Genomic DNA, 21,794 nt, shown 5'->3' on the forward strand with positions numbered 1-21,794 from the left:
AGTGGCATACGCCGCAAAGACCGCTCTGCTCGGCCTCGACGTGGGGACGAGCTCGGTCAAGGCTGGCCTGTTCACGCCTGACGGAGGGGCGCTGCACAGGCACAGGGTCTCTCTAAACGTCCGGTCTCCGTGGCCTGGGCACCTCGAGCTCGACGCCGACGAGGTGTGGAACGCTGTGACCTCCGCTGCCCGCGCGGTATTGGCGCGCGCGGACGGGATTTCGGTGGAGGCAATCGGAGTCGCGGCAGCGGCCCCGACGCCTGTGCTGATGGGCCATGACGGACAGGCCATGTCTCCGATCTGCACCTTCGCCGACTCACGAGCCGCACGTGACCTCGCGTCGTTCGCAGAACGGGTCGATGCGGAGGCGTACCAAAGATTGACAGGCAACCCGATCGCGGTGCCGACGTGCTCCCTTCTGACGGGCCTGCGACTGGCCTCGACGCTGGCCAGCGAGCCGCTCTGGTTCGGTCACCTCGCCAGCCTGGTCGTCTACCGGCTAACCGGGCGCTGGGTCATGGACCCGACGAACGCCGCCTTCACCGGTGCCCTCGACATCGCACAGCCTGGCACCTGGTCGTCCGAGGCGGTGCCGTTGCTCGAAGCGCCATCGCTGAGACTGCCGGAGCTGGTCCCGTCGGCAGAGGCCGCCGGACGGCTGACGGACGACGCGATGCGACAGCTCGGGCTCTCCTCCTCCGCGGTCGTCGCGGCCGGCTGCGCGGACACGGCGGCGGCCGCGCTGGCCGTCGCCTGTGTGGAGAACGGTGACGCATTCGAGTCCGTAGGGACTTCCGGCGTGCTCACCGTGTGTCGCGACAAGCCGCCGGCCGCCAAGCACGCGATGAATCGCCCGCATGTGGTCCCCGGCCGCTGGCTGTCGCACGCCGCGATGTCCTCCAGCGGCGCGGCCGTGTCGTGGCTCCGCGAACGGGTGCTGCCCGACACGCCCAGCGCTCGTAGCCTCGCAGACATCAGCGAACTCGCCGAGTCCGCGCCCGCCGGTTGTGGCGGAGTGGTATTCCTGCCGTACTTGGCAGGTGAACGCAGCCCCGTATGGGATTCCACCGCCCGTGGAGCGTGGGTTGGAATGTCCCTGGAAACGACCACATCACATCTCACCCGGTCGGTTTTCGAAGGCGCTGCCTACGGTCTGCGTCAGCTTCTCGAACTCGAGACCGGGCTGACCGGAGACGCGGTAACGGAACTCCTGTCGGTGGGTGGTGGCACGAATAGTGCCTTCTGGTCCTCGATCAAAGCCGACGTCACCGGCCGTGTCATCCACCGGGCAGCCAACGGGGACGTCGCAGCGCGCGGTGCCGCCATGCTCGCCGCGTGCGCGCTCGGCGTGCATGATGGCCCCTTGGCCGCCGCACGGTCGGCGGCGCGGATACCGACTTCCCGGATTGCCCCGTCGACGGTCACGAGCATCCGTGAGACGTATGACGTGATGTATGGCGTCTACACACGACTCTACCCGGCCCTTAAGCCCCTCTTCGCTTCCTTGAACAACGCTGACCAGCATGGGCCGCGGCGCGGCCGACTAGCCGACTGACACACCGATCACCAACCTCGAAGGAGACTGCTGTGTGGAATCCCCCTAGCTCCCCGTGGCGCAGCTACATCGCTGGCCAGTGGACCGCCACCGCAGACGCGCGCCAGTACGAGATCACCGACCCGGGACGCAACAGCGAGACAGTCTCTCGATACCTGTTGGCCACAACAGCAGAAGCCGAGCGAGCTGCCGAAGCGGCACGCGACGCGCTGACAGTGTGGACAGCGACGACGGCGAGTGAACGCAGCGACTTGGTCTACGGGCTGGTCGAACTGTGGCACGACCACGCCGAGGACATCGCGCAGATCGTGTCCCTGGAAATGGGCAAGCCACTCTCGGAGTCGCGCAGCGAGGCCCAGCGAGCTATCTCCGAGATGCGCTTCTGGGCAGGGGAGGCACTTCGTCTCGGCGACCGCACCTTCCCGAGCACCCGCCGCAATACCGATGTGTATACGGTCCGGGAGCCTATCGGTCCGGTCGCGGCCATCACACCGTGGAACTTCCCGATCCTCAGTCCACTGCGCAAGGTCGTTCCTGCCCTGGTCTGTGGGTGCCCCGTGGTCCTGAAGCCCGCGCTGCAGGCTCCGGGCGCGTCGCTGTACGTCGCCGGCATGCTCCACGAACTCGGCGTACCGGCCGGTGTGTTCAACCTGCTCATCGGTGGCGGCGCGGACGTCGGCGCCGCCCTGACCGCTCATTCCGCGATCCAGGGCATCACGTTCACCGGCTCCACCGACGTCGGTCTGCAGATCGCCGGCAACGCAGCCAGTCGCAACGTCAAGCTGCAGCTGGAGATGGGCGGCAAGAACGCAGCCGTGGTCTCGTCCTATGCCGATATTCCACATGCTGCCGCAGAGATCTCCGCAGCGGCGTTCGCCGTTGCCGGTCAGCGATGCACGGCGATCAGTCGAGTGATCGTCACCCCTGAAGTGCGGGAGGAGCTTGAGCAGGCGCTCGTGGAGCGGGCCGAGGCGCTGCGTGTCGGCCACGGCAGTGACGAAGGCACCATGATGGGCCCGATCGTCAGCAAGGACCAGTTCGAGAAGGTCCACGCTTCAGTACAGGCTGGCGTCCGGGAGGGGGCCAGGGTGCTGACCGGTGGCGACCCCCTAAGCGGCGACGCGTACAGCAACGGCTACTACTACCCCGCGACCATCGTCACCGACGTGCCGCGCAAGAGCACACTCGCCTGCGAAGAGGTCTTCGGGCCGGTGCTGTCCATCATCACCGTGCAGGACTTCGAGGAGGCGATCGACGTGACAAACGAGACCCGCTACGGGCTGGCCGCTTCGGTGTTCACCGACGACATGAACCTGTCGCACTCGTTTGTCACCCGAAGCCAGAGCGGGATGGTCCACGTGAACCACGGCACCACATCCGAGGGCCAGGTGCCCTTCGGCGGCGTCAAGCAGTCTGGTCAGGGCGCGTACGGGATTGGCGACACCTCGAAGGATTTCTTCACCAACCTCAAGGCTGTTTACCACGCCCACCGTCCCTGACCCAGTCGGCTGGAAACCCACCAGCCACAGACCCGCGAAAGGAATGGACATGAACCATCACGGCCACTTCATCTTTGAATTGCCCACCCGAATTGAGTTCGGGTCGGGATCGCTGGCCAATGTGGCCCAGCGGGTCACCGAGTTCGGCGGAAACCGCGTGCTGATCGTCACCGACGAGGTGCTCGCAGCCATCGGCATCGTCGACCGAGTCACCACCGTCTTAGACGAGGCAAAGATCGAGCATGTCATGTTCACCGACGTCGAACCCGAGCCAGAAGCCGCGGGTGTCCACGCCGGCGCCGACCTGCTCATGAGCTCAGAATGCGACCTGGTGATCGCGATTGGAGGTGGCAGCGTTCTGGACACGGGCAAGTCCATCTCGCTGATGAGCCGCAACCCCGGCCACATTCGAGAGTACGCCGGGCTCGGCGTACCGGCGAGCAGCGGCGTGCCGGTGATCGCCATTCCGACAACCGCAGGAACAGGTAGCGAGGCGGCGATCTGGGCTGTCATTTCCGAGAAGGCCCAGCAGACCAAGTACGGCGTAGGCGGTCCCCATATGACCGCGGACTTGGCGCTGTGCGACCCGGACCTGTCGGTCTCGCTGCCACCGCGGCTGACCGCGGTCGCTGGAATGGACGCATTGGCCCATGCGCTCGAGTCCTACGTCAACAAGGCCACCCAGCCGATCTCGGAGGCCCTGTCCGAAAAGTCGATGGAACTGGTGGCCCGGTCTCTGCGCGAGGCCGTCTGGGGTGCTGACACACTCGCCGCCCGATCGGACATGCTGCTCGCATCTACGATGGCTGCGGCTGCCTTTAACCCAACTAGGCTCGGACTCGCTCATGCACTCGCCATGCCACTTGGAGCCAAGGCGAAGATCCCTCACGGCGACGTGATCTCGATCTTGCTCCCAGAGGTCATGCGGTTCAACGTCGTCGGTAACCCGTCGAAGTTCGCCAAGATCGCCGAGATATTCGGGGAGCGAACTCCGGCAATGTCGCAACGAAGGGCTGCAGACGCCGGAGTGGGTGCAGTTGACCAACTCGTGACGGATATTGCGGCACCCAGGCATCTTGGCGAGTACGGGGTCGCCCCAGAACACCTCCAAGCCATGGCTGAAGAGGCCATGACCTCCGGCAACATCGCCGTCAACCCACGTGCCGCCACCACTGCAGACCTCGTCGGCATCATGCGCCGTTGCCTCTAAGCCCGCTTTTCGCAGCCCTTTAGCACCACGAGAAGAGGCAACATGAACGTCACCGTTCATCCCGATGAGCTGCGCCGCTACGGCTCAGCCATCCTCTCGGCCGCCGGGCTCCCCGAGCCCGACGCCGACATCGTCGCCGGGTCGCTCGTCGACGCGAACCTCCGAGGAACCGACTCTCACGGTGTCAGCCGCATCCCCATCTACGTCGAGCGAATACGACGCGGAATCGTGGAGCCACATCCCCAGATCCGAGTGATCAGCGAGTCCGGCGGTGCGCTCATCGTGGACGGCGGCAACGGCATGGGAGCCGTGGTCACGTCCAAGGCCATGGAGATTGCGCTCGACCGGCTGGGAAAACAAAGAAGCATCTCAGTCGCGATCCGCAACAGCAACCACTACGCATCAGGCTCCTACTACGCCAAACCAGCCCTTGCGCGAGGTGCCGCCACCTTCCTCTACTCCAACGCTCCCGCAACGATGTCGCCGTGGGGCGGGAGCCGCCGCTTTCTCGGCACCAACCCCTACACATTCGCCATCCCTGCCGGTCGCTACGGATCCCTGGTACTCGATATGGCCACCAGTGTCGTGGCCAGAGGCAAGATCATTCAAGCAGCCCAACGTGGTGAATCAATCCCCGCTGGGTGGGCGGTGGACGCGGAAGGCCGTCCTACCACGGACCCGCAGGCCGCGCTTGAAGGTAGCGTCATTCCATTCGGCGGGCCGAAGGGTTATGGGATCGCCATGATGGTGGAAGTCATGGCGGGAGTGCTGACCGGCGCGAACATCGGCCCCGATGTGGGAGACCTGTACGAGAACCTGCAACAGCCACAAAACGTGGGCGCGTTCCTCCAGGTTCTCGACATCTCTGCCTTCCTCCCGCACGAGCAGTTCGTGGCCCGCATCGAGGAGTTCATCGAGGCGCTCAAGGCGACGGGCACAGGGAGCAGCGAGGTGCTCTTTCCGGGTGAGCTCGAGGCTCGCAACGTTGAGGCTCGACGCACCAGGGGAATCACCATCTCGCCCGATGTTGTAGCAGCGCTCGCACAGGTGGCACCGTCCGGACTGCCGACTCCTACTGGCATGGAAAATTCCGATAAATCTGAAGAGGTGTCCTGACATGAACCAGGTGCGGTTGCACACCCCCAGCAAACCTCTCGACCGTGATGTCGTCGACCGGTTCAGCCGGGTGACGGTCTCGTCCATCTCCGACAGCCTTGAACGGATGGCGGGCGCGGTCGGAGTCAATGTTGTCGGGAACTCGTTGTCGGCCTTAAATGGCAGAGCGATGGTCGGCTCCGCTATGACGGTCCGGACCCGCCCCGGCGACAACTTGGCCGTCCACAAGGCACTCGACTTGGCTGAGCCGGGCGATGTCCTCGTCATCGACGCGCGGGGCGAGCTGGTGAACGCCATCCTCGGCGAGTTGATGGCGGAGTACGCGGCCACCCGAGGCATCGCTGGACTCGTCGTCGACGGTGCGGTACGGGACCGAGAGTCGATCTCGAGCGGTCAGCTTCCCGTCTTCTCAAAGGGCTTCTCACACTTGGGCCCGTACAAGTCCGGTCCGGGGGAGATCCACGGCACGGTGACGATCGGTGGCGTCACCGTCCAAGACGGGGACATTATCGTCGGCGATGCCGATGGGGTCGTAGTCGTTCCCCGTGCGCGTGCTCTCGAGGCATTGGACGCGGCCGAGCGCATCGTCGAGAGTGAGGCGCACCAACAGCAGGCCATTAGATCCGGTAGCTGGGACCGCAGCTGGATTGACGCAGTAGCGCAGGTGGTTTACATCGGGGAAGAAACATGACCGGGCACGTGTACGTAAGTCGGCGGCTGCCAGCGGCCCCCATGACGGCGCTTGAGTCGCTTGGGGTGCCCATTGTGGTACATCCCGACCCGGACTGGCCACCGTCGCGTGGGGAGCTGCTGGATGCTGTCCGTGGCGCGAGCGCCCTGGTAACGCTCCTGACAGAGCGTGTGGACACCGAACTGCTTAAGGCCACGGGCAATGCTCTGCAAATCGTAGCCAACTGCGCCGTCGGCTACGACAACATCGACGTCAACGCGGCGAGCTCGCGCGGGGTGGTGGTGACGAACACTCCGGGCGTGCTCGACGAGGCCACAGCGGACTGCGCCTTTGGCCTTATCCTCGCCACGGCTCGTCGTCTCGTAGAGGCGGACCGGTTCATGCGAACGGGGAAGGAATGGATCTGGGCTCCGCAGTCGTTCGTCGGCATCGACGTGAGCGCCGGCGCGACACTGGGTATCGTCGGCCTCGGGCGCATCGGAATGGCGGTCGCCCGCCGCGCGCACGCGTTCAACATGCGCATCCTCGCCACAGGCAGCCGTGCAGACAACCGGGAGGCGGCCGCCTTCGGCGTCCAGGCGGTCGAGATCGGCACGCTGCTCCGCGAGAGCGACATCGTGAGTCTTCACTGTCCGCTGACGCCGGACACTCGGCACCTCATCGGTGCGTCCGAACTGGACGTCATGAAGGCGAGCAGCATCCTGGTCAACACCGCTCGCGGGCCGATTGTGGACGAGGAGGCGCTCGTTGAGGCGCTCGAAGGCCGGATTATCGCCGGCGCCGCTCTCGACGTCTACGAGCAGGAGCCGAGGCCACATCCTCGCCTCGTCAAGCTCGAGAACGTCGTTCTCCTTCCGCACATAGCAAGTGCCGGTGAGGCGACGCGAAATGCAATGTGTCAACTCGCCGTCGACAACGTCCGCGCGGTGCTGAACGGGGAGCGGCCGCCGACACCTGTCGCCGGGTAAACACGATCTCCAACTCCTGCGGAGCCCCGTGTCTGAGTCGTAGACGAAAGTCAACCGTCACAGGGTGATTGACGCAGTCGCAACGACCGCCCTCCTCCTGCCGAACTCCACGCAACTGCCGGTCACCTTCGACCAGATGAGGCCATCCCTCCATAAGACTCGCAGGGGATGCCTCCTGCCGGGGCTGCCTAGTTGTTGCGGGTCAAGAGATTGTTGACGCGGGGTGACCCGGGGTGTGGGGGACGGGCCCTTCGGCGGCAGGATGAGAACTGCGAAGACACTCGTCCGACCGATGGAAAGACCCTTCCTGTTCACCGTAATGCCCCGTTGTCCATCGAAGCTCGTCGCCGTCTCGTCGCACATTGTGAGCACCAACCGATCGCTCACGTCGCGGCGGAAATGGGATTCCGCGGCAGTGCGCGTCGAAGTGGGTGAACCGGTACCGCCAGTTCGGGGAGCTCGGCCTCCTCGACCGTTCGTCGACATCGAGGGCACCGAGATCAGTCGCCGAACGCTATCCCGCCACCTGGGCCACCTTGGGGCTGAACCGGCGCCGGTTCATCGACCCGACCGGCTCCAGCAACCACACACCACGCCGGATCATGGCCCGCTGGCCGGGCCATATCGTCATCGTCGATGTCAAGAAAGCCGGCCGTATCCCCGATGGCGGTGGGTGGCGGGTCCACGGCGCGGCAGCGCGACCGCAAACGCCGTGAAGCGCCGCAAAACCGCTGGCGCTCGGGCCGGATACGTCTACCTCCACTCCGCGATCGACGCGTACTCCCATCTGGATCGCGACCGTGAGTGGCAGCTCGCCACGATCGGACAACACGTGAATCTTCGATCCGGGTTTACCCCGATCGACCGGACTCGGCCCGGTCAGAGATCCCCTTTTTTCGCGCGAACGTTAGCTCCGTCCACGATCTCGCGACTCTAGTCGAGCAATCCTTGGCTGCCGAGTTCGTCGAGGAGCTCGCGCCAGAGCCCGGCTTCGATCCACTGAGCGAAGCGTCGGTGCGCGGTCTGGAACGGCACCCGAACGAGGGTGGTAGCTTCCGCCATGGAAACCCGCTGGTCAGCACAATACACGATCGCCGTGAACACCTGCAGCGCAATGACGCGGTCCCGCCACCCTACGGGCTCGCCGAGAACGCAGGGATCAACGGCTCCACCAGTTCCCACAACCCATCAGGGGCCGACCGGAGTGACAAACGATCAACAACGATCAAGATCATGACGCATCAGACGCGGACCACCACATAAGACACGCTCTTGGTGTTTCTGGAAAACCATCGCAATGTCACGGTCTTTCGACACCACATCCGACACATCCCGGTCACCGACGTAGACCGCGCCAGACGTGGTCTCCTCCAGTCCGGCCAGCATCCGCAAGGACGTGGACTTCCTCCATCCTGACGGCCCAACAAGGACCATGAACCCGCCATTCTCGATTTCGCGATCGAGTGAATCGACAGCAGGTGTGGTAGCGCCGGGAAACGTCGGGCTGGCGTTCTCGAAACGCACACACCTCATAATAGACGTTTCCTTTATCGGCATACATGTGCCGGACGATCCGTCGTAAAAGGTTGAACCAGTGTGACCGCAGTCGCAGTTTGAAGCAAGAGGTGATTTCATACTAGTGAGAAAGAAATGCATGACAGGCCTGCGGAACAAGCCTGCACTGAGACCTGGGAGCACATTAGTCGCCCGATGCGTTCCTCTTGGCCGACCTGCCGTACCTAGTGAAATATCATCGCCTTACGACTCTGATCCGATAATGGCGATCGCGTCGATCTCGACCTTCATTCCGGGAGCTAGACGGCAGAAGACCGTGGTGCGAGCAGGGTAAGGCTCCCTGAAGAACTCACCATACACCGAGTTCATGCCCTCGAATTCTCCGTGTTCTGTCACGAATACCCGGACCAAAACCACGTCGTCCCACCTAGCGCCAGCCGCATCGAGCACGCAGCCGATGTTGCGGAGAGTCTGGCGCGTCTGCTCCTCGATGCTGTCGCTGACAAGTTTACCGAAAGTTACGTCGATTCCACCTTGACCGGCCAGGAAGAGCATATTCCCTTGACGTACTGCCTGTGAGTAGGAAGCAACTGGGGTGGGTGCCTTGTCAGTGTAGACTGCCTTTTTGGTCATCAATCCTCTTTCGATCGTCGAAAAATGTGGAACCATCGGCAGCATCCGACTCATGAGGCGGCTTCAAGGAGGCGAGGGCACGGACAGATTCGCGGTTGGTAAGCGCACCTCCAACGCCGACTCCGATAGCACCGGCCCGAATGAATTTCTGTGCGTTCGCCGCTGATACACCCCCGACCGCAATGAAATTCGCCGCGGGAAAGGGCCGGCGCAAGGCGGTGATCCAATCGACACCCAGTGGTCCCGCCGGAAAAATCTTGAGGTTTTGAGCATTCAACGCAAGAGCTCGCTGCACCTCTGTGGGTGTTGTCACACCCGGAAGATAGGATACACGGTTCAACGCGGCGTAGTTGACCGTCGCCTCATCGAGACCAGGCGATACCAGGAATGCCGCACCTGCTTGGACTGCCCGGGCAGCATCAGCGGCCGAGCAGATCGTGCCGGCCCCGATGAGTCGGCCGCGTTCACGAGCCGCCTCGGCCGCCGCGTCCAGCGCGCGCCAGCCTGAGTCCCCTTGGGCTGGGACTTCGACCAGCTCGATGCCTGCATCCCAGCATGCCTGTGCAGTACTGACCGTGACATCCGCCGGAAGGCCGCGAAGAATGGCGATGACAGGCACCCGGGCGAGATGCAGACGAAAGAACTGGTCTGACACGCTCATCTCCTCGTCCTCGTCCGACATATGACCGAGGTCCTCTTCCCAATTACGTCGACGTCACGGTATACATATGATGCATATTTTGCCAACACCGTTGCAGTTTATGCAACACCGGGAGTACTCGATGACACTCACTGTCTGGTTGAAGGCAGGACACACCGTGGAGGTCATACAACGATCGGTAGCAGCCTTCCACGAAGCCACCGGTGTCGATGTCAACTTGTCGGTCATCCCAGAAGGGAGCGCCCACGACGCGCTCGTCACCGGTAAACGCCGGCCGGACGTGGTTACCGTGCCCTATTGGTACCTGGATGAGCTGCTGGACAAGAATGTGCTGTGTCCGCTGGACGATCTGTTACCAGCGAACGGCGTCGCATGGCAAGAATTCGTCTCGGTGGCAGTGGATGCGCTCAGCCGCGGCGGGCTGCACTGGGCGGTACCCCATACGCTGACGGGTGGAGTGCTGTCCTTCCGGAAAGATCTCTTCGAGAGTGCCGGCCTTGAGTCGCCGAAGACCCTGGATGACGTGACCAGAGCTGCTCGCCTCCTCGGAACCTCTGCCACACCGAGCTACGGGCTCGTGGCGCGCGCATCCGCGGAGTTTTCCTCGCTCGAGACATACGCTGGGTGGGCGTGGGCTCGTGGCATCCGCGTACTCCCCGAGAGTGGCAATCCCGATCCGGCGACCGTCGAGAAGGGTGTGTCTGACCTTGTGGAGGTGTTGCGCGAGACTGCCCCGCCGAAACTCTCCTTGCGAAGTTACGCTCAAGTCGGTGAGCTCGTCGCACAGGGGCGCGCTGCCCAGCTCTTCGACACTAGCGCGTGGGCGTTCTTCTTCGAGAATCCCCAACTCTCGACCGTGGCCGGCCGAATGGGCTACACCACGATCCGGGGGCCGTCCGCTCCTGCGCAATTTCTCTACGCCGAGGGCCTGGGGATCACTTCGTGGTCGCGGTACCCGGAGGAAGCCGCCGCCTTCATCGCGTGGCGACACTCCGACCGCATCATCAGGGCGGAGGTAGAAGATTTGGGTCGCTTCGACCTTCCACGAGCGGATCTCTGGGCCACCGACTGGTACCGGGACGCGGTCGCGCGACGCTCTCTCGAGGCATACCTGGAAGTCGTACGCAGGTCGTGGGAGGAAGCCGATTGCGCACACTTCGTCGCCAGAGCGGACTTTGTCCCCGCTGCCCGTGCTGTGATGCGCGCGATCGCTGGAGTCGTCGATCGGCGCTTCGCCGACCTCACGGTGGCGATGTCCGGGCAGTACGGACAAGATGTCCGCGAATGACGACCCCGGCCATATCGGACAGTTTCGCCAGGTCCTGGGTCGGGTCCGCCGTGAGACACAGGATGTCCGCCCGTCGCCCTACCTCGAGTACGCCTGCGGGCTCGTCGAGCAAATTTGCCCCCTCGACGGTAAGCAGCCGTAGGACGTCGTGCGTGGCCATACCTGCCTTTCTCAGATGCTGGGCCTGCTCCTGCATCCCCCAGCCGTGGGGGTTGAACGTCGTGCCGGCGTCGGTACCGACAGCCATGCGGCAGCCGGCGTCAACCGCCCGGCGCAGCGCTGTCCGCTCCAACGGAGCATGTTCCAGAATCTTCGCCAGAGCATCCGCGGTGGCGAGCTCGCGGTTCTCAGCGGCCACGAAGCGTTCGGTCGCCACTATCGTAGTCACCAGCCAGGTCATCGACTCCTTGACGGCCATGATGTCATCGGGACCAAGGTGGGAGAAGTGTTCCACAGAGTCGACGCCGACCCCCACCGCGTTGCGGATGCCGTCCCTGCCGTGGGCATGTGCGGCGACGCGCATGCCGAGTAGATGCGCCGCGCGCGTCGCTGCGTCGAGTTCGACGGGATTCATCTGTAAGGCACCTGGGACGGTTCCGTGAGTGACAACACCGCCTGTGGCGAACAGCTTGACTATTCGAGCTCCCGTCTCAGCGACAGCCTCCACGGCTTTTGCGTATCCGTCCGGGCCTTCGGCGTGTCGAGCGAGGAAGTGGCCGTGACCGCCGGGGCAGGTGATGGCACCGGCTGCCACGACAGTGGGAGCACACCGCCCCGTTCTACTCAGGTCTGCCGACATGGCGACGGCGATGTCCTGTGGGGATCCGAGGTCTCGAACGGTGGTCACACCGCTGCGCACCTGCGCTTCCGCATGACGCATCACCGCCCTTTCCGCGGCCGCCGCATCGAGGCCGGCCACTTCGAGCTGCATGTCCGCACCTCCGGACATCGCAAGGTGGACGTGACAGTCCACCATTCCCGGCATCAGGAAACCACCGGGCGCCTCCGGCAATTCGACGGGAGCAGTGCCGGTGCCAATTGCGGTGATGCGACCGTGATCGAAGGTCATCCACACGTCGTCAACCGCCGTCATGTCGTGCCCGATCAAAGCACGGCGTGCGCGAAGGCCAGGAATTTCGTCAAGCACAGCGATCTCACTTAACTCGGCAATATGAAGGGAAGGGCAGGCGAACATGGCGTCATGGCGGATGAGACTGGGGATCATCGGAGTCGGAGACTTCGGGACGAGGCACGCCGCCATCGCCGCCGCACTCCCCGAAATTGAGCTTGTCGCAGTCGCCGATCGGGACGAACGCCGTCGGCGGCTCGTCGCCGAGCGACTCGGAGTCGCAGCGTGCCTGGACGCACAGAACCTGCTCGAGCAGCACAGCCTCGACGGTGTCGTCATCGCTACCCCACTGTCCCAGCATATGCGCGACATCAGCACCGCACTCTCTGCCGGTGTTCACCTGCTGGTCGAAAAGCCCGTCGTAGCGGCAGGCGCAGAGATCGACCAACTCGAATGTCTGCCACGAGCGCAGCGCATGCGAATCGTCCCCGCACACGTGAGTCGATTCCTGCCCGCGGTGGCAGTGCTGCGTGAGCGACTCGCCAACCAGCGTGTTCGTACGGTCCGGGCCATCCGCGTGGTCCCTGCCGAACGGCTCGATCTCCACGGCGCCGATCACCCCGCCATGGTGGCTATGGTGCATGACCTAGACCTGGTGCGCGCGTTCGTGGGTGAGACTCTCGGGCACGTCTCGTCGGTGCAACGGTGGACCGACGACACACGGCCGCACCCACAAATCGTGATGGCACACCTCGGATTCGATGACGGCGTCATCGCTTCCGTCGAGAACCACTGGACTCTGCCGCACGCCCGGCAGTACATCGACTCGCGGATCGAGATCGTCACGGAACGGGAGACAGCGCATCTCACCCTTCCCAGTAACGCTGTACGGATCGTCACCGCACGCGGCGACTACCTGCCCGACACCGAGCTTGAGGGCAGTGTCGCGGGGCTGCCTGTCGGCGCGCTCGCGACGCAGTTGCGTCACTTCGCCCAGTGCGTCATCACCGGCAGAGACCCTTCGGTCGTGACGCTGGACGACGCGCTCTGGTCCGTGCGTGTCGCCGCCGAGATCGCCAGTCAATCGCCACAACCCTGATCATCATGTCAGTTCCTGCTCGATCTCGGCCACTGTCTGCAAAAGCGGTGTCACGAGCCCAAGAAGTTGCTTTCGTGACAGCGACACAGTCGTCGTCGAGATGGACAGGGCGTGGGTCACCTCCCCGTCCGGAGTGCGAATGGGCGCCGCGATGCAGTGAATGAACTCTTCGTGCTCACGGTCGTCGATCGCGTAGCCCCGAGCGCGAATCCGCTCGAGCTCAGTGAGGAACGCTCCGGGAGTGACGATGGTGCGCCGGGTATGGGCGATGTAGGTGATGCGCTCGGCAGTCTCGCGCCGCTCTCTCTCGGGACGATACGCGAGGATGGCCTTGGCGACACCGGTGCAAAAAAGCGGTGCTTGTGCTCCGATCCGCGAGTACATGCGTACCGACTGGGAACTCTCGTACTTGTCGATGTAGAGCACCTCACCACCGTCGAGGGAACCCAGGTGAATGGTCTGCCCGGTGAGTTCCCCAAGCCGCCGCAGGTGAGAGGCGGCGGACGACCGGACGTCGAGGTTGTCCAAAGCGCGGAAAGCGAGGCCGAAAAGACGTGGCCCCAGCCGGTAGAGGTGTTTTGCGTCGTGACGCACAAAGCCCTGACTCTCCAGGGTCTGCAGAAGTCTGGATGCCGTCGATTTGTGCACCGACAGATGTCGTGCGACCTGGGCGAGGCTCTTGGGCCCGTCCGCGAGAAAATCCAGGATCGACAACCCGCGTTCAACCGTCTGCGACACCTAGGCTCCCGAGTGGCTTACGAGTGGTTCCAATCGCGCTCGCTGCCATTCTTCCTTATCGAGGGCCAACAATGTCTCGATGACATCGACGGGCGGAAGCGGGCCCACATCCGAGGACACCCGGAGCGCGGCAGCGGCGACAATGGTGCCGAGACGGAGCCGACCCCTCATATCGAGCCCTCGACGGGTACCGACCAGAAAGCCGGCAGCGAAGGCGTCCCCCGCGCCGACAGGCTCAACGACATCCACACCCAGTGACGACACGAACACCGGTTCCCCTCCGCTGAAAGCGGTCGCGCCAACCGCACCCTGCTTCACCACCACGATCGTCGGCTCCGGCAGGAACCGCCGAACATCCTCGATATTCCTGACACCCCAAAGATCTTCCGCCTCATCCTGGCCGACAAAAACGATGTCCGCTTCACGCGCGACGTCGAGTACGACACTTGGGTCTCTTTCGTTCCAGAGGCTGGGGCGCCAGTTGACATCAAAGGATATGGTCGAGCCCGGGGGCCGATTCGAGGTCAAACCTACCACCAGAGCCTCGCACGACTCGGATAACGCCTGCGTGATACCGCTCAGATGCACCAGACCGGCAGCGAGGCGACGCACAGTTCCGGCAGCCTGCTCGCCCATCGCGGACCCCGCGGAGCCACGCCGAAAATACGCCACGCTCGTGCCATCCGAGGACAGCTCTTTGAACGCGACCCCGGTCGGCAGCGCGCGGTCGCGCTCGACGAAGCGCACATCCACGCCACGTTCACCGAGATGGCGCACTAGGTAGTCTCCGAAAGGATCATCCCCAACGCGACTGACCCACGCCGCACGAAGCCCGAGGGCCGCCGCGAAGGCGGCCACGTTTGACTCGGCCCCCGCCACCGTGGGCCTGTACCGCGTCGCGTCGGACATCGGAAGAGACGGATCGGGAACGAACATGATCATGCTCTCACCGGCGCACACCAAATCTGGTTCTCCATCACCGGAGTCCTCGTCGAGCTGCAGCATGCTCTCCTTCCCGACCCTCTCTTGACATCGTCAGTAGGAAGCGTAAGGCTCCTGTCACACAACTCGCAACAGCCGTTGCACATATTGCACACTCTTACTTTGGGAGGTACACGGTGCCTGTCTCTCGACGTGTGAGGGGGATGACTGCTAGCGCCCTTACCGCAGCCCTTGTACTCGCGGGATGTGCTGGTGGTACTACCGACGAAGAGCCGCAGGCAGGGCGCAGAGCCTTCGAAGGAACGCAACTACGCGTGCTGCTCAAAGAGGGTTACGAGATCCAGGCGATCCAGAAGTATCAGGAAGACTTCGAGAAGGCCACCGGGATCGACGTCGAGCTCGAGGTTTACGACGAGCCGACCGCACGCCAGAAGCTCGTGCTCGATGCGACGTCGAACACCGGTACCTACGACATCACGTCGGCCTCGTTCTGGAACCTTCCCGAGTATGTTTCCGCAGGATGGCTTCAGCCGCTGGACGAGTACATTTCAAAGGCCAAGGACGAATGGCTGCACCTTGAGGACCTGCCCCAGGGCGCCATGAAGTCGATGACCGTCGACGAACAGCTGTACGCGCTGCCGCACACGATCATCGGCGGCATGTTCTTCTATCGCAAGGACGTATTTCAAGAGCTCGGATTGCAACCGCCGCAAACAACAGACGACATCCTCGCCGCAGCTCGCACCATCAAGGAGCGGCGCTCCGATCTGGTTCCCTTCACCGCTCGCGGAGCGCCCAGCTTCGCTTCCTTGGGTACGGAACTCGGATGGGCGTACGGCTATGGTGCCAATCTGTTCGACGAAGAAAATCGGCCGCAGGCAAACAGCCCTGAGATGCGGACCGCGATGAATGATTTCGTCACCCTGATGAGGGAGTACGCACCCAGCGATGCCGCCAGCCTGACATTCACGCAGGCCGGCGAGAAGTTCGCGTCCGGGCAGGCTGCGATGATGTTCGATACATCCGGCTTCGGCACCATCTTCGAGGACCCGGAACAATCGAAGGTTGTCGGCAAGATCGGTTACACCCTCCCCACCGGTCCGGCCGGTAAGCCTCTGCAGTGGCTGTACAACGAGGGCCTAGCCGTTACGGAGGGCAGCGAGAACAAGAACGCGGCCTGGCTTTTCTTGCAATGGCGCTTGTCCCGGGAAACAACGATGAAGGAACTCACCGAACTCGGCCGTACGGACGTTCCGAGCCTGCATGTGCTCGACAGCCCCGAGTATGCGGCGTACGCCGAAGAGCAGGGCGTCACGGAGTTCACCAAGTCCCTGCCGAAGAGCTGGGAGAACGCTACAACTGAACACTGGCCGTTCTATCCCCAGTTCGCCAAGATCGGGGACACCTTTGCCAAGGAGATCTCCTCCGCCATCGCCGGATCCCAGACCGTCGATGAGGCACTTGCCGTCGTCCAGACCGAGTTGACAAGGATCATGAAGGACGCGGGGCACCTGAAGTGAAGCCAAGTTTCGTGATCCGGGGCGGCACTGTCTTCGACGGTGCCGCCCCACGGGGGTCCTTCGCCGACGTCCGAGTCGACGAAGGGGTTATCACGGCCATCGGCTCCTCCGTGCCGGCTGATGGTGCCGCCACGATCGACGCTCGCGACGGGTGGGTGACGCCGGGCTTTATCGACGCGCACTCGCACTGTGACCTCGCCTCCCTCTCCGGGCACGAGATGCAGGTGCGTGCCAGGGCCGGCATCACCACGGAAATCGTGGGTCAAGACGGTCTCGGCTTCGCGCCTGCCGTCGGTCCTGCCCGTGACCTCATGGCCGAAGTGCTGGCCCCGATCACCGGAGAGTCCCCTCCCGCGGAGTGGGCTCGCGTCAGCGACTATTTGCAGAGTGTGGACGCCGGCTCCTTTGCGCGCGTCGCCACCCTCGTACCGCACGGCGCCGTGCGCGCCGCGGTGATGGGGCACGCCTCCCGTGCGGCCACACCGCGTGAGCGCGTCGCGATGGCGCGGATGGTGACCGACGCCATGATCGAGGGAGCGGTCGGCGTTTCCACCGGTCTGAGCTACCCGCCCGCATTGTGGTCCGACATCGACGAACTCGTCGACATCACCGCCGCGATGCCGACGGGCAAGGGTCGCTATGTCACCCACCTTCGCGACTATGGCCATGGTTTCGATGCCGCGGTCGACGAAGCCCTGGAGGTCGGGCGCCGCAACGGCCGCCCTGTGCACCTGTCGCACTTCCACGTCTCGGGGCCCGGCCGGGCCGGGTCCGCTTCCCGGTATCTCGCCACCATGCGTGCCGCCGCGGCCTCGGGCCTGAATCTCACTTGGGACAGCTACCCGTACACCGTGGCCTGTACGTTCCTCACGACGGTGCTACCTGCTGATCTACAAGGCCGTGACGGTCGTACACTCGCTCGGGATCTGCGCGATCCCGTCGAGCGGGACGCGACCGCCGAGCGCATCGATCGGTGTGGGCCCGGACCGACTGTCGCCGTGGGCTGGGACAACGTGTTCCTGGCCGGGCTTGATGGAACGTCGCTGGCGAAATGGAACGGTCGTGCGGTGGCGGCTGTCGCGGACGACGCCGGTACCACCAGCGGACGTGTCGTGGTCGATACGATCTGCCGCCTCGAAGGACAGGCGTGCATTCTTGTCGCCCAGGGGCATACGGACAACGTTCTCGCCATTGCCAACGGCAACGAGCACGTAGTCGGGTCGGACGGTATCCCCGGTTCAGGTGTACCCCACCCTCGTGCGGGTGGCAGCTTCCTGCGTTTCCTGCGCTGGGCAAGGGATGGTCTGCTGGACGCGCCGGTAGGGCAGATGGTCGCGCGCATGAGTGGCCGCACAGCCCGTCTCTTCGGATTGCCCGTCGGACGGCTGAGTGTCGGGGCCCGTGCTGACCTTTTGATCGTGGATCCACAGGCCCTGTCCGACGGCCCCGACGTCGGTCCCTACGTTCCCGACGCGGTCCGGCACTCGTTCCTGGACGGAGAGCCGGTCATCGACGACGGGCGATGGCTGGCCCCACGCCTTCCCGGCCTGGCCTTGAGGGGTGCCATTCCGTGATGACGGTGACCTGTCAGGAATGCGAATTCCGTCAACGCGGGAGCCGCGGCATCTGCCCGCAATGCGGCGGCGTCGCGCTGTACGACTCTCCGTGGACGACTGCGAATTCCGGGAGGATACCGCCGACCCCCCTCCAGAAATCCACAACCCCTGGTCTCGAGGGCATCCTGTTCAAGGTCGAGGGCAGCAACGTGAGCGGGTCGTTCAAAGACCGCGTCATGGATGTGCTCGTCGCCCAAGCCACCGACGTCGGCGCGAAAGGGGCCGTGGTCGCCTCCTCCGGCAACGCCGCCGTCGCAGCCGCCACTGCGTGCGCTCGCGCTCGGCTCCCGCTCCTCGTATTGGTGCCGGAGGTGGTGTCACCGAACGCTGTGAGGATGGTGGAGTTACGCGGCGCGGCGGTGGTCCGAGCGGGCGACGGGCCTGCGGCGGTGCATGGACTGGCTGAACGTTTGTCCGACGAGTTCGGACTTGCCAACCTCGCGTCCACGTTCAGCGCCGCGGGATGCGAATGGGCTTGCCGCGGCATCGGTCACGAGATCGCCCAGCAAAGACCCAACAGTCGAATTGCCGGCATCGCGGCGTCCATCAGCGTTGGTCCGGTGCTTGTCGGTGCCGGCAACGGCATCCAGGAAACCGGGCGCGCCCTCCCCTCGCTCATCGCCGCGCAAGCAGCTGGATGCTCACCGATCGCCGAGGCCTACTCCCATGGGGCCGATGAGGTGATCCCCTGGTCCGGGCCCGCCACCACGTCGGCCCTCGCCATCGCCGACCGGTTGACCGGCTATGCCAGACAGGCGACCTATTCGCTGCGTCGTATTCGTGCGTCCGCGGGGTTCGTCGAAGCGGTTTCCGATGACGAGATGCGCGACATGCGGGAGGCCATCGCCCGCCATGACGGCCTGGACGTCGAACTCGCCTCGTGCGCCGCGCCAGCTGCCTTGCGGCGGCGAGGCAGGCCAGGTTCCGACATCGTGTGCATCCTCACCGGCGCCGGCCTCAAGGAGACTCTCGCGGGCGGTCCAGCCATCAACTCAGGCAGCTCCGTCGAACAGTTCGCCCAGCGGGCCGGGACCGGTCATTCACTCGTCAAGGAGGTGCATACATGGGTACGCACGTTTCGGTAGTGACCGGAGGAGGGAGCGGAATCGGCCTGGCGGTGGCGCGAACCCTCGTTGCACAAGGCCATGTGGTGGTCGTTGATCGCGATACGTCCGCGCTGGCGGACGCGAAAGCGGAGGGTTTCGACGCCGTGCACGCCGACGTCGGCTCTACGGACGACTGGCGTCACCTGATCACGCACATACGGACACGTTACGGACGCCTTGACGCGCTCGTACACAACGCTGGGACGGCGCACATCGCAGCCCTGGTCGAGAGCAGCGATCAAGACTTCCACCGCGTGCTCGACACCAACGTCTTGTCCGTGCTCATCGGAACTCGCGAAGCATGGAACCTCCTGGTGGACAGCCGAGGGTGTGTGGTCAACGTGGCGTCGATATCCGCGCTCGTCGGCCAGGACCGCGCAGCGGCCTATGTGGCTTCGAAAGGGGCCGTCGTCGCCCTCACCCGTGCTCTGGCCGTCGAGTTTGCCCCGCACGGCGTTCGTGTCAATTCTGTCTGTCCAGGTTCGACAATGACCCCCCTCCTCGAACGGCACTTCGCCAACCTGCCTGAGGGTGAAGAGGCACAGCGAAAGCTCGTGCAACGTCATCCCATCGGCCGTCTGCTGACACCCGAAGACATCGCACCCACGATCGTGCACTTGACTCAGCCGAGCGCCGCCGCTGTCACCGGGGCCAATTTCGTGGTCGATGGAGGACTCACGGCGACCTTTGATTTCGGCTCGACCTTCGCCGGAGGAGGTCAGCATGCCGACGCATAGCGTGCGGGAACGCCTCGACGCGAAACACCTAGGGCAGATACTGCCACACGAACACCTGATCATTGACTACGGCATGATGGACGGACGCGTGAACCCGGTCGACGAGTCATTGCGCAGGCGGTGCTTGGATGTTCTCACCGCGCTGCGCAAGATGGGCGTAGGCACGATCGTAGACTGCACTCCGCCCGGATACGGCCGTGACCTCGCACTGCTGGCCGAGCTCAGCGCTGCCTCGGGCGTGAGTATCGTCGCGAGCACGGGCTCGTTCTGTGAACAGTGGCATCACCAGCCGGCCGAGGTCCAGTCCGCCAAAGCCGATGAGCTGGCGACCAAATTCATCGGGGAACTGACCGGTGCCGGTGGATGCGGCGTGATCAAGGCCGCGACGAGTCATGGCGAGATCAGACCCAATGAGAAGAAGCTTCTGATAGCGGCGGCTATCGCGCACCGCGCCACGAGCGCACCGATCGTTAGTCACACCACGGACGGTCTCGGCCTCGAACAACTGGATCACTATGAAGCGCAGGGTGTCGATCTCACGGCGGTGCTAGTATCGCACGTCTGCTCCGGCAGCGAACCGTTTGACTATGCAGTGGAAATCGCGCGGCGAGGAGCCTATGTCGGGTTGGACAGGCTCGGGCACGGCGTCCATGACATCGATCACTGGATACGACTGATCGAACACCTCCACAGCTACGGACTTCTCGACCGAGTACTGCTGAGTCACGACAGCGTACAGCGCTTCACCGGGCCGAAGAAAATTGCCGCACACACATTTTCGGAACCAACATACCTTTACCAAGTCTTTCTACCCGCGCTCGAGAGAAGCGGCATCAGGGAAGAGACCTGGCAACTCTTGACCTATGAAAATCCGCGGCGCTGGCTTCTCGGCGAGCGAGGTACGCGATGAAGACGAGCAAAAAGTACACCATGGCGGCACTGCTACCGTCGATAATTCTGTTCCTGGTGGTCCTGGTATTTCCCACCGGATACATAATCAACCTCATGTTTCAGCGGTACTCTTTGACCGATGTCGCCGGAAACCGTTACATCGGGATCGATAACTTTGCCCGACTGGCCGGTGACGATCGCTTCTGGTCTGCGGCGTGGCATTCGGCCGTGTTTTCGGGCGTGTCGATGGCGGTGAGCATTCCCGCAGGGGTCGCGATCGCACTTCTCATCCGTAAGCGTTTGTGGGGAACTTCCGCGTTTCGGGCGATTCTGATTGTGCCCATGGTCCTCGCCCCACTCGTTGTCGGTGCGGTCTTCCGCTTCATGCTCGACTCCAACGGCTTCGTCGACTGGCTTTTCGGCCTTGTTGGTATCGACGGGCTTGCCCTCCTTGCACGGCCAGCCACGTCCCTGGCGACTACTGCCTTCGTGGACGCCTGGCAATGGACGCCCTTCGTTGCCATAGTCGCCGCCGCTGCCATGGAGACTCTGCCGAAGGACGTCACAGAGGCGGCTCAGTTGGACGGCGTGAACGCCTGGCAGGAACTCTGGCACTTCACCCTGCCGCAAATTCGGCCACTACTCGCCTTGGTGGCGCTGATCCGGTTCATGGACAGCTTTCGGGAATTCGACAAGATCTTCATCATGACGAACGGCGGACCGGGTTCCTCCTCGGAAACCCTGCCAATCTACCTCTGGCGTTTCGCGTTTCAGTACTACGAGATGGGGTACGCCGCCGCCATTGGATTCGTCATGCTGGTCCTCATCAGTCTCATAAGCACTTTCATCGTTCGGACTTTCCGGGCGAGTCGAGGAGTCGCTGAATGAATACCAAGTTCTCTGCACCGTCGCGTTCGGCCAACACTCGGCAGAGTTCCCG

20 protein-coding genes and 2 pseudogenes are annotated in these 21,794 nt (G+C 63.7%); 15 read left to right on the forward strand and 7 right to left on the reverse strand.

Translation table 11 applies throughout. The annotated features are described in order from the left end of the window. Position 1 precedes the first annotated feature (1 nt). The 7 genes and pseudogenes from D0C15_RS11200 to D0C15_RS35020 form a co-directional block, all read left to right on the forward strand. Complete coding sequence (locus tag D0C15_RS11200; RefSeq protein WP_162830018.1) at positions 2 to 1,555, forward strand: xylulokinase; 1,554 nt, start codon at positions 2 to 4, stop codon at positions 1,553 to 1,555. 32 nt (positions 1,556 to 1,587) lie between these two features. Beyond that, entirely contained in the window at positions 1,588 to 3,054 is a 1,467-nt protein-coding gene (locus tag D0C15_RS11205; protein ID WP_162830019.1) for an aldehyde dehydrogenase family protein, read from the forward strand. A 49-nt stretch (positions 3,055 to 3,103) separates the two neighbouring features. After that, a complete protein-coding gene (locus tag D0C15_RS11210) occupies positions 3,104 to 4,264 on the forward strand; it encodes an iron-containing alcohol dehydrogenase (RefSeq protein ID WP_116043795.1) in 1,161 nt (386 codons plus the stop codon). A 42-nt stretch (positions 4,265 to 4,306) separates the two neighbouring features. Continuing rightward, entirely contained in the window at positions 4,307 to 5,380 is a 1,074-nt protein-coding gene (locus D0C15_RS11215) for an Ldh family oxidoreductase (protein WP_116043798.1), read from the forward strand. Position 5,381: 1 nt separating this feature from the next. Then, positions 5,382 to 6,071 (forward strand): RraA family protein, encoded by a 690-nt coding sequence (locus D0C15_RS11220; RefSeq protein WP_116043801.1) that lies wholly within the window; start codon positions 5,382 to 5,384, stop codon positions 6,069 to 6,071. Then, the gene (locus tag D0C15_RS11225; RefSeq protein ID WP_116043803.1) at positions 6,068 to 7,039 is read left to right on the forward strand and encodes a 2-hydroxyacid dehydrogenase; all 972 of its coding nucleotides are present in this window, start codon (positions 6,068 to 6,070) and stop codon (positions 7,037 to 7,039) included. Before D0C15_RS11220 ends, D0C15_RS11225 begins: the two co-directional genes overlap by 4 nt. Positions 7,040 to 7,366: 327 nt before the next feature. Further along, a pseudogene (locus D0C15_RS35020) lies at positions 7,367 to 7,829 on the forward strand (helix-turn-helix domain-containing protein); the annotation flags it as partial. Here the strand turns inward: D0C15_RS35020 and D0C15_RS35025 are convergent. From D0C15_RS35025 to D0C15_RS11245, 4 genes and pseudogenes are all read right to left on the reverse strand, one after another. Then, positions 7,830 to 8,274, reverse strand: a pseudogene (locus D0C15_RS35025) (transposase); the annotation flags it as partial. It abuts the pseudogene before it with no gap. Continuing rightward, a complete protein-coding gene (locus tag D0C15_RS11235; protein WP_281270690.1) occupies positions 8,255 to 8,563 on the reverse strand; it encodes an ATP-binding cassette domain-containing protein in 309 nt (102 codons plus the stop codon). The pseudogene D0C15_RS35025 and the gene D0C15_RS11235, both read right to left, overlap by 20 nt. 234 nt (positions 8,564 to 8,797) lie before the next feature. After that, positions 8,798 to 9,187 (reverse strand): RidA family protein, encoded by a 390-nt coding sequence (locus tag D0C15_RS11240; protein WP_116043809.1) that lies wholly within the window; start codon positions 9,185 to 9,187, stop codon positions 8,798 to 8,800. Beyond that, the gene (locus D0C15_RS11245; RefSeq protein WP_211323166.1) at positions 9,162 to 9,869 is read right to left on the reverse strand and encodes a bifunctional 4-hydroxy-2-oxoglutarate aldolase/2-dehydro-3-deoxy-phosphogluconate aldolase; all 708 of its coding nucleotides are present in this window, start codon (positions 9,867 to 9,869) and stop codon (positions 9,162 to 9,164) included. Before D0C15_RS11245 ends, D0C15_RS11240 begins: the two co-directional genes overlap by 26 nt. Positions 9,870 to 9,915: 46 nt before the next feature. Here D0C15_RS11245 and D0C15_RS11250 point away from each other — a divergent pair, with 46 nt between their 5' ends. Further along, a complete protein-coding gene (locus tag D0C15_RS11250) occupies positions 9,916 to 11,136 on the forward strand; it encodes an ABC transporter substrate-binding protein (protein WP_116043812.1) in 1,221 nt (406 codons plus the stop codon). On the opposite strand, the gene D0C15_RS11255 is transcribed toward D0C15_RS11250, so the two are convergent. Continuing rightward, positions 11,090 to 12,397 carry an amidohydrolase family protein gene (locus D0C15_RS11255; protein WP_116043956.1) on the reverse strand — a complete coding sequence of 436 codons (1,308 nt, stop codon included), beginning with the start codon at positions 12,395 to 12,397 and terminating at the stop codon, positions 11,090 to 11,092. The two genes, D0C15_RS11250 and D0C15_RS11255, sit on opposite strands and share 47 nt — an antisense overlap. On the opposite strand from D0C15_RS11255, the gene D0C15_RS11260 reads away from it, so the two are divergent. Beyond that, positions 12,345 to 13,304, forward strand: coding sequence for a Gfo/Idh/MocA family protein (locus D0C15_RS11260; RefSeq protein ID WP_162830023.1), 960 nt, complete (start codon positions 12,345 to 12,347; stop codon positions 13,302 to 13,304). The two genes, D0C15_RS11255 and D0C15_RS11260, sit on opposite strands and share 53 nt — an antisense overlap. Positions 13,305 to 13,307: 3 nt before the next feature. On the opposite strand, the gene D0C15_RS11265 is transcribed toward D0C15_RS11260, so the two are convergent. Further along, positions 13,308 to 14,042 carry an IclR family transcriptional regulator gene (locus D0C15_RS11265; protein ID WP_116043816.1) on the reverse strand — a complete coding sequence of 245 codons (735 nt, stop codon included), beginning with the start codon at positions 14,040 to 14,042 and terminating at the stop codon, positions 13,308 to 13,310. Beyond that, positions 14,043 to 15,047, reverse strand: coding sequence for a sugar kinase (locus tag D0C15_RS11270; protein WP_116043818.1), 1,005 nt, complete (start codon positions 15,045 to 15,047; stop codon positions 14,043 to 14,045). It abuts the gene before it with no gap. Positions 15,048 to 15,298: 251 nt separating this feature from the next. On the opposite strand from D0C15_RS11270, the gene D0C15_RS11275 reads away from it, so the two are divergent. Genes D0C15_RS11275 through D0C15_RS11300 form a run of 6 tightly spaced genes read left to right on the forward strand, consistent with a single transcriptional unit; the run spans position 15,299 to position 21,742 of the window. Then, positions 15,299 to 16,504, forward strand: a complete 1,206-nt coding sequence (locus D0C15_RS11275; protein WP_162830024.1) for an ABC transporter substrate-binding protein — start codon at positions 15,299 to 15,301, stop codon at positions 16,502 to 16,504. Continuing rightward, entirely contained in the window at positions 16,501 to 18,078 is a 1,578-nt protein-coding gene (locus tag D0C15_RS11280; RefSeq protein WP_116043823.1) for an N-acyl-D-amino-acid deacylase family protein, read from the forward strand. Before D0C15_RS11275 ends, D0C15_RS11280 begins: the two co-directional genes overlap by 4 nt. Further along, a complete protein-coding gene (locus tag D0C15_RS11285) occupies positions 18,078 to 19,205 on the forward strand; it encodes a pyridoxal-phosphate dependent enzyme (RefSeq protein WP_245975710.1) in 1,128 nt (375 codons plus the stop codon). The genes D0C15_RS11280 and D0C15_RS11285 overlap by 1 nt, the downstream gene beginning before the upstream one ends. Then, complete coding sequence (locus D0C15_RS11290; protein WP_116043828.1) at positions 19,184 to 19,963, forward strand: SDR family NAD(P)-dependent oxidoreductase; 780 nt, start codon at positions 19,184 to 19,186, stop codon at positions 19,961 to 19,963. Before D0C15_RS11285 ends, D0C15_RS11290 begins: the two co-directional genes overlap by 22 nt. Then, on the forward strand, positions 19,950 to 20,873 hold the full coding sequence (locus D0C15_RS11295; protein ID WP_162830026.1) for a phosphotriesterase family protein: 924 nt from the start codon (positions 19,950 to 19,952) through the stop codon (positions 20,871 to 20,873). The genes D0C15_RS11290 and D0C15_RS11295 overlap by 14 nt, the downstream gene beginning before the upstream one ends. Then, positions 20,870 to 21,742 (forward strand): carbohydrate ABC transporter permease, encoded by an 873-nt coding sequence (locus tag D0C15_RS11300; protein ID WP_116043834.1) that lies wholly within the window; start codon positions 20,870 to 20,872, stop codon positions 21,740 to 21,742. Before D0C15_RS11295 ends, D0C15_RS11300 begins: the two co-directional genes overlap by 4 nt. The last annotated feature ends 52 nt before the right edge of the window (positions 21,743 to 21,794 follow it).

This window comes from Amycolatopsis palatopharyngis (assembly GCF_003385185.1).
GTDB classification, from domain to species: Bacteria; Actinomycetota; Actinomycetes; order Mycobacteriales; family Pseudonocardiaceae; genus Amycolatopsis; species Amycolatopsis palatopharyngis.